General features: G+C 67.3%; 9 protein-coding genes and 1 pseudogene. 5 read left to right on the top strand and 5 right to left on the bottom strand.

Annotated features, from left to right (window positions below):
- From AC1D01_RS13125 to AC1D01_RS13105, 5 genes are all read left to right on the top strand, one after another.
- The coding region (locus AC1D01_RS13125; protein WP_477866831.1) for an ABC transporter substrate-binding protein at positions 1-1,179 on the top strand (1,179 nt) is incomplete at its 5' end.
- A 115-nt stretch (positions 1,180-1,294) separates the two neighbouring features.
- Positions 1,295-2,176, top strand: coding sequence for a carbohydrate ABC transporter permease (locus tag AC1D01_RS13120; protein WP_477866829.1), 882 nt, complete (start codon positions 1,295-1,297; stop codon positions 2,174-2,176).
- Positions 2,177-2,198: 22 nt separating this feature from the next.
- Positions 2,199-3,056, top strand: coding sequence for a carbohydrate ABC transporter permease (locus AC1D01_RS13115; RefSeq protein ID WP_477866827.1), 858 nt, complete (start codon positions 2,199-2,201; stop codon positions 3,054-3,056).
- Between the two features lie 28 nt (positions 3,057-3,084).
- A complete protein-coding gene (locus AC1D01_RS13110) occupies positions 3,085-4,152 on the top strand; it encodes an ABC transporter ATP-binding protein (RefSeq protein WP_477866825.1) in 1,068 nt (355 codons plus the stop codon).
- Between the two features lie 70 nt (positions 4,153-4,222).
- On the top strand, positions 4,223-5,440 hold the full coding sequence (locus tag AC1D01_RS13105; protein ID WP_477866823.1) for an AGE family epimerase/isomerase: 1,218 nt from the start codon (positions 4,223-4,225) through the stop codon (positions 5,438-5,440).
- Positions 5,441-5,485: 45 nt separating this feature from the next.
- On the opposite strand, the gene AC1D01_RS13100 is transcribed toward AC1D01_RS13105, so the two are convergent.
- The 5 genes and pseudogenes from AC1D01_RS13100 to AC1D01_RS13080 form a co-directional block, all read right to left on the bottom strand.
- Positions 5,486-6,019 carry a hypothetical protein gene (locus AC1D01_RS13100; RefSeq protein ID WP_477866821.1) on the bottom strand — a complete coding sequence of 178 codons (534 nt, stop codon included), beginning with the start codon at positions 6,017-6,019 and terminating at the stop codon, positions 5,486-5,488.
- On the bottom strand, positions 6,019-6,201 hold the full coding sequence (locus AC1D01_RS13095; protein ID WP_477866819.1) for a hypothetical protein: 183 nt from the start codon (positions 6,199-6,201) through the stop codon (positions 6,019-6,021). Before AC1D01_RS13095 ends, AC1D01_RS13100 begins: the two co-directional genes overlap by 1 nt.
- 134 nt (positions 6,202-6,335) lie before the next feature.
- Positions 6,336-7,121 carry a phosphonate ABC transporter, permease protein PhnE gene (gene phnE, locus AC1D01_RS13090; protein WP_477866817.1) on the bottom strand — a complete coding sequence of 262 codons (786 nt, stop codon included), beginning with the start codon at positions 7,119-7,121 and terminating at the stop codon, positions 6,336-6,338.
- Positions 7,118-7,957, bottom strand: coding sequence for a PhnE/PtxC family ABC transporter permease (locus AC1D01_RS13085; RefSeq protein ID WP_477866815.1), 840 nt, complete (start codon positions 7,955-7,957; stop codon positions 7,118-7,120). The genes phnE and AC1D01_RS13085 overlap by 4 nt, the downstream gene beginning before the upstream one ends.
- Positions 7,957-8,149: pseudogene (locus AC1D01_RS13080) on the bottom strand (phosphonate ABC transporter ATP-binding protein); the annotation flags it as partial. The pseudogene AC1D01_RS13080 and the gene AC1D01_RS13085, both read right to left, overlap by 1 nt.

The following is an 8,149-nucleotide window of genomic DNA, read 5'->3' as shown; positions in this document are numbered from 1 at the left end:
GAGGTGGAAGTCCTGCACTGGTGGACCTCGGGCGGCGAAGCCAAGGCGGCCGCCGAACTGAAGGCCACGATGCAATCGAAGGGCCACACCTGGAAGGACTTCGCGGTCGCCGGTGGTGGTGGCGATTCGGCGATGACGGTGCTGAAGTCGCGTGTGGTGTCGGGCAACGCCCCGGCCGCGGCGCAGATCAAGGGCCCGTCGATCCAGGAATGGGCCAAGGAAGGCGTGCTCGCCAACATGGACGACGTCGCCAAGGCCAACAAGTGGGACGACCTGCTGCCCAAGGCCATCGCCGACGGCCTGAAGTACCAGGGCCACTACGTCGCCGCGCCGGTCAACGTGCACCGCGTGAACTGGCTGTGGGCCAACCCGGAAGCCTTCAAGAAGGCCGGCGCCAAGGTGCCGACCACCTGGGACGAGTTCTTCGTCGCCGCTGAAGCGCTGAAGAAGGCCGGCATCATCCCGATCGCCCACGGCGGCCAGAACTGGCAGGACTTCACCACGTTCGAGGCGGTCGCGCTGGGCGTCGGCGGTGCGGACTTCTACAAGAAGGCACTGGTGCAGCTCGACGCCGGCTCGCTGAAGAGCGCGACGATGGACAAGGTGCTGACGACCTTCCGCAAGGTCAAGGGCTACACCGACAAGAACGCCCCGGGCCGCGACTGGAACCTGGCCACCGCGATGGTGATCAAGGGCGAGGCCGGCATGCAGATCATGGGCGACTGGGCCAAGGGCGAGTTCCTGGCCGCCGGCAAGGTCCCGGGCAAGGACTTCACCTGCGTGGCCGCCCCCGGCACCGCGAAGTCGTACACCTACAACGTCGACAGCTTCGCGCTGTTCAAGCTGAAGGATCCGGCCAACCAGAAGGCCCAGCAGGACCTGGCCACCGCGATCATGTCGCCGGAATTCCAGGAAGTGTTCAACCTGAACAAGGGCTCGATCCCGGTTCGCCTGGGCATGGACCTGAAGAAGTTCGACGATTGCGCGAAGACCTCGGCAGCCGACTTCGTGTCGACCTCGAAGGCCGGCACGCTGGTCCCGTCGATCGCCCACGGCATGGCGGTTCCGTCGGCTGCCGAAGGCGCGATCAAGGACGTGGTGTCGCAGTTCTGGAACGACGAGAAGATCACGTCGGCCCAGGCGCAGGACCGCCTGGTCGCTGCTGCCAAGACGAAGTAATCAGCGTAGTTGTCAGGGCTTCGGCCCTGTCTCGGACGGCGCCCCACTCGGGCGCCGTCTTCCTGTTGCACGGGGATGGCGCACCATTCGCGTCCCGCCCCCGGTTGGCCCGCCCATGAAACCCTCCGCCTCCGTACGCCTCAGCCAGTGGATGCCCAAGCTGGTCGTCGCACCGTCGTTCCTGCTGGCCTTCTTCTTCATCTACGGCCTGATCGCGTGGAACGGCTACCTGTCGGTGTCGGCCTCGCGCCTGCTGCCCAACTATGAATTCATCGGGCTGCAGCAATACACCAACCTGTTCGAGAGCGAACGCTGGTGGGTCGCGCTGAAGAACCTCGGCATCTTCGGCGGCCTGTTCATCTTCTTCGGCATGGCCATCGGCCTGCTGCTGGCCATCCTGCTCGACCAGAAGATCCGCGTCGAAGGGGTGCTGCGCACCATCTACCTCTACCCGATGGCGTTGAGCTTCATCGTCACCGGCACCGCCTGGAAGTGGATCCTGAACCCCGGTCTCGGCCTCGAGAAGGTCATGCAGGGCTGGGGCTTCGAGAACTTCCATTTCAGCTGGCTGATCGACCCCGACATGGCGATCTACACCGTGGTCATCGCGGGCGTCTGGCAGAGTGCCGGCTTCGTGATGGCGCTGTTCCTGGCCGGCCTGCGCGGCATCGACGACTCGATCCTGAAGGCCGCGCAGATCGACGGCGCGAGCCTGCCGCGCATCTACTGGCGCATCATCATCCCGAGCCTGCGGCCGGTCTTCTTCAGCACGCTGATGGTGCTGAGCCACCTGGCGATCAAGAGCTTCGACCTGGTGATGGCGCTGACCGCCGGCGGCCCCGGCTACGCGACCGACATGCCGGCCACCTTCATGTACACGATGGCGTTCTCGCGCGGCCAGATCGGCCTGGGCGCGGCGTCCGCGACGATCATGCTGGCCACCGTGGCGGCGCTGGTCGTGCCCTACCTCTATTCCGAGCTGCGCAGCAAGCGCTGAGCGGCCGCCGAGAGAACAAGACATGGGAAACAAATTCAACTGGCACCGCGCGGCGCTGTGGTCCGTGCTGCTGCTGTTCGCGGTGGTCTTCCTGATGCCGATGTACGTGATGCTCACGACCTCGCTGAAGGACATGAACGAGGTGCGCGAGGGCAACCTGCTGTCGCTGCCCTCCTCACCCGGCTTCGCGTCGTGGGCCAAGGCCTGGTCGAGCGCCTGCACCGGCATCGATTGCGGCGGCCTGAAGCCGTTCTTCTTCAACTCGGTGCTGATGGTGGTGCCGGCGGTGGCGGTGTCGACCACGCTGGGCGCGATCAACGGCTACGTGCTGAGCAAGTGGCGCTTCCGCGGCAGCGAGTTCATGTTCGCGATGATGCTGTTCGGCATGTTCATGCCGCTGCAGGTGGTGCTGCTGCCGATGTCGCAGGTGCTGGGCTGGTTCGGCATCGCGAGCTCGATCTGGGGGCTGGTGGCGGTGCACATCATCGCCGGCCTGCCGTCGACGACGCTGTTCTTCCGCAACTACTACGTCGGCCTGCCCGACGAGCTGATCAAGGCGGCGATGCTGGACGGCGCGGGCTTCTGGCGCATCTTCTGGCGCATCGTGCTGCCGCTGTCGACGCCGATCGTGGTGGTCACGCTGATCTGGCAGTTCACGAACATCTGGAACGACTTCCTGTTCGGCGTGGTGTTCTCGGGCGGCGCGTCGAAGCCGATCACGGTCGGCCTGAACAACCTGGCCAACACCTCGAGCGCGGTGAAGGAATACAACGTCGACATGGCCGCCGCGATGATCGCTGCGCTGCCGACGCTGTTCGTCTACATCGTCGCAGGCAAATACTTCGTGCGCGGCCTCACCGCCGGCGCCGTCAAGGGCTGACCGGCCCGGGCTTCAAAGAGAAAACGTCATGGGTGCACTTTCAATTCGCAACGTCCGCAAGAGCTACGGCCCGGTGGAGATCCTCAAGGGCATCGACATCGAGGTCGAGAACGGCGAGTTCCTGATCCTGGTCGGCCCGTCCGGCTGCGGCAAGAGCACGCTGCTGTCGATGATCGCGGGGCTGGACACGCCCACCTCGGGCAGCATCCACATCGCCGACCGCGACGTGACCTACGCGCTGCCCAAGGACCGCGACATCGCGATGGTGTTCCAGAGCTACGCGCYGTACCCGAACATGAACGTCGGGCAGAACATCGCGTTCGGCCTGGAGATGCGCAACGTGCCGAAGGCGCAGCGCCAGGAGGCGATCCAGCGCGTCTCGAAGATGCTGCAGATCGAGCACCTGCTCGACCGCAAGCCGGGCCAGCTGTCGGGCGGCCAGCGCCAGCGTGTCGCGATGGGCCGGGCGCTCGCGCGCAACCCGAAGCTGTTCCTGTTCGACGAGCCGCTGTCCAACCTCGACGCGAAGCTGCGCGTCGAGATGCGCGCCGAGATCAAGCTGCTGCACCAGCGCACCGCGACCACCACCGTCTACGTGACGCACGACCAGGTCGAGGCGATGACGCTGGGCGACCGCATCGCGGTGATGCGCGACGGCCTGGTGCAGCAGTTCGGCACGCCCGACGACATCTACTCGCGCCCGGCAACCCGCTTCGTCGCCGAGTTCATCGGCTCGCCGGCGATGAACATCATCGACAGCGAGCGTGCGGCCAACGGGCTGAGCGCCAAGGGCGTGGAGCTGCTGCTGAACGATGCGCAGCGCGGCGCGCTGCAGTCGGCCAACGGCGCCGGCATCAGCTACGGGTTGCGGCCGGAGAGCCTGTCGTTCGCCGAGCAGGGCCTGGCGGGCACGATCAGCATGCTGGAGCCGACCGGGCCGGAGACCTATGCGATGGTCGAGACGGCGGTCGGCAAGCTGACGGCGCGCGTGGCCGGCAAGGTGCACCAGCATGTGGGCGACAGCGTGCACCTGCGCTGGCAGCCGGAGGATGCGCACCTGTTCGACGCGAAGAGCGAGCAGCGCGTCGTGGGGTGAAGACCTTGGGGTGAACCGCGTGGGGTGATGTCAACCGGACGTCCGCAGGGACGATGCGAGGAGGCAGTGCATGACACCGATCATCGACTTCCGCTCACCCGACTTCCTGCGCCGGCACATCCTCGACACGATGTCGTTCCGCGAGGGCCGCAGCCGCGACCCGAGCGGCGGCTTCTTCCAGTTCTTCCGCGACGACGGCACGGTCGGCGACCGCGAGACGCGCGAGCTGATCGGCAGCGCGTGCGGCGTCGTCACCCATGCGATGGCGGCGCGGCACTTCGGCCGCCCGGAATGGCGCGAGGCGACGCGCCACGGGCTGCGTTTCCTGCGTGATGCGCACCGCGACGCCGACACCGGCGGCTATGCGTGGCAGGTGCGCTGGCATGGTGCCGGCGGCAACTACGGCGAGCGCGACGTGCTCGACGCGACGAACCGCTGCGAGGGCCTCGCCTTCGTGCTGCTGGCGCATGCGCAGGCACTGAGGGCCGACATCGAGGACGCCCGGCTCGGGCTGCACGAGACCTTCGGCTTGCTGGAGCAGCACTTCTGGGAGCCGGCGCACGGGCTGTATGCCGACGAGGCGGGTGCCGAGTGGAAGCTCGCGCCCTGGCGCGGGCAGAACGCGAACCTGCGCGCCTGCCAGGCGATGCTGGCGGCCTTCGAGGCGACCGGCGAGCGCCGCTTCCTCGACCGCGCCGAGGCGCTCGCGCGCTCGGTCACGCAGCGGCTGGCGGCACTGTCGCACGGGCTGGTCTGGGAGCACTACCGGCTCGACTGGTCGATCGACCGGGATGATCATGGCGACGACGACAACGCATACCACCGCTCCCGGCCGCGGGGCTTCCAGACGGGACACCATGCGGCCTGGGCCAGGCTGTTGCTGACGCTGGAACGGCACCGGCCGAGCGACTGGCTGCTGCCGCGGGCGCGCGAGTTGTTCACGGCCGCGACGCAGCACGGCTGGGATGCGAAGCACGGCGGGCTGTTCTGCGGCTTCGCAGCAGACCGCGCGGTCGTCGACCATGACAAGCACGCCTCGGTGCAGGCCGAGGCACTGGCCGCCGCGGCCTGCCTGGCGGTGCGCACCGGCGAGGGCGGCTACTGGGATTGGTACGACCGCCTGTGGGAGCACAGCTGGGCGCACTTCGTCGACCACGCGCACGGGGGATGGCACCGGATCCTGTCACAGGACAACCGGCCGCTCGGCGACGAGAAAAGCCCGGCGGGGAAGGTGGATGCCGACACGATGGGTGCTTGCTACGAGGTGCTTCGGGCGCTCGGTCGGTGACGTGCTTCTCTCTTGCTTGGCGCGCGGTGTGGCAGCGCGCAATGATCAAAAAATCAGGTTGACGAGGTGAACGAGACCGAGAAGTGCGGCGTTCACGCCGGCGTGCAAGGCGAAGATGAACCAGAACCGCGATTGGAGCGGAACGCCCTTCGCTTTCAAGACGAAGAAGCAGTGGACCAACCAGATGAAGGGCCAAGCGACCGCGATGGATTTCTCCCACCGGCCGGGGTAGGCGTGAGCCAGAACCAGCGGCGTTGCTGAAATCACGCAAACGAGCCAGTGCGATCGAACGGCTTGCGAAATGAGATGCGCCGGATAAAGCAGGACGCAGTTCTCGACCAAAGGCGCAAAGACGCAGAGCAGAAATACCGCACGCAGCCAGTGATCCGATTTGAATATCTCGACGCTCTCGGGAGCTGGCGAGGCAGAAAAACCGAAGCTGAGAACTCCGCCAATCATCAAACCCGGAATCAGGCATACAAGCAGGTTGGCAACAAAGGCACGCACTGACATCGCAATGGGAATGGCGCCCAGCGAAATGGGGCCGGAGATACGAAAAACATCYAGCCCCTTTTTCATCAGAACATGTCACCCATCGGGGTCGTGTTCCCATAGTTGGGCGGCTGACCATTGCCCGCAAACTGAGACAACGCACCTGCCGCTTTCTCAATGCCACTCCAGATCACTCCGGCGATGAGGCTGTCACGTACTCCGCCTGCGCCAGATACCTGGTCGATTTCCTCTTGAGTCAGATCCTGCATGAGTTCTCCATATCGATAGAGACAGTACCGGCTGCCACCGTACATCGCTCGCCCTTTCAGGCTGCGGCGCAGTGTAGAAATCCGGTCCGGGTGAGGTCAACCGGTCCCGATGTACCTCTTGCGGACGAGTGAATTCAGCGGTTCAACGCCAGCCGTGCAGCAAACGACACCGCATCGACGATCGCCACCAGCGCGATCATCGCGAGCAGCACCGTGCAGGTCTCGTGCATCTGGAACAGGCCCAGGTGGTAGTACAGCATCTGGCCCAGGCCGCCCGCCCCCACCACGCCCAGCACCGCCGCAGCGCGGATGTTGTTCTCCCACCGGTAGAGGCTGTACGACAGCAGTTGCGGCAGCACCTGCGGCAGCGTCGCCCACAGGAACACGCGCAAGCGACCAGCGCCGCGCACGCGCAATGCGAGCGCCGGGCCGGGCGCCGCGTTCTCGATGCTCTCGGCGAACAACCGGCCCAGCACGCCGGTCGTGTGCAAGGCCAGCGCCAGCGTGCCGGGGAACGGGCCCAGCCCGGCCGCGATCAGCAGCAGCGAGGCCCACACCAGCTCGGGGATCGAGCGCAGCGCGTTCAGCAACAGGCGTGCACCGCCGTGCAGCAACGCCACCACCCGCCCTCCGCGGGCGCTCGCCGGCAGCGCCATGCACACCCCCGCCGCCGCGGCGAGAACCGTGCCGAGCAGCGACATCGCGATCGTCTCGCCGGCCGCCTCCAGCGTGCGCCGCAGGAACGCAGGCGACATCTCCGGCGGAAAGAAGCTGGCACCGAACCCGGCCAGCTTGACGAGCTCGGACGGCGCGAAGAACTCTCGCCAGTGCAGCCCCAGGCTCGCGAAACTCGCCACGACCAGGGCCAGCACGCCGGCCAGCACCAGCCACCCGGACCACGACCGTTCAGGGCGCGTCATGCCATCACCCGGCGCAACACCGCGCTGACCCGATCGCTCGCCCACACCAGCACGACGAACACCAGCAGGATCGCGCTCACCTCACTGCCGGCGAACATCTTCGCCGAGCTGTCGAGCATCTGGCCCAGCCCGCCCGCGCCGACGAAACCCAGCACGACCGACGAGCGGATCGCGCACTCCCAGCGGTACACCGTGTAGCTGACCAGCTCGCCGGCGCACTCCGGCAGCGCACCGAACCACAGCGCCTGCAAGCGCCCGCTGCCGTTGCGCAGCAGCGCCTGGGTGGCCGCAGGGTCGCCGCTTTCGAGGATCTCCGCATACACCTTGGCCAGCATGCCGCCGTAGGTGATCGCGATCGCCAGCACGCCCGAGGTCGGGCCCAGGCCCACCGCCCGCACGAACAGCAGCGCCCACACCAGCTCGGGGATCGAGCGCAGCACCACCAGCACCCAGCGGATCGCCTGCCGCAGCAGCGCCGGCAGCAGGCCCATCGGCGTCGCGATCGCACTGAGCGACAGCCGCGCCGTCGCCAGGAAGGCCAGCGGCACCGCCACCACCCACGCCAGTGCCAGGCCCGCCGTCGCGATGGCGACGGTGCGCCAGGTCTCCTGCAGCAGCAGCCCGAGGAACGCCGCATCGTGCTTCGGCGGGACGAATTCCGACACGAACTTCCAGGTCGCCCGCAGGCTGCGCGCGTCCAGCAGCGTCGCCGGGTTGAACTCGGTCCACACCAGCAGCGGCCACGCCAGAACCGCCGCCACCAGCAGCAGCGACACCCTGCGCAGCAGCGCCGGATCGTGCAGCGCCGCAGCGCCCGGACGCACGGCCTGTTCCATCAGCGGCACATGCTTTCGGGCAACAGCCCGCTGGCCGCAGCCGGGGCCTCCGGGGCCTGCGCCGCCACCTCGCCCGCATACAACTCGCGCAGCGCCGCATCGTCCAGCCCCGCCGCCGGGCCGTCGTACACGCACACGCCGGCGCGCAGCGCGACGATGCGCGCGAAGCGCTCGCGCGCCACGTCCACCTGG

Source organism: Rhizobacter sp. P3_B12, assembly GCF_056402895.1.
This window is presented reverse-complemented; position numbering and strand designations above follow the sequence as displayed.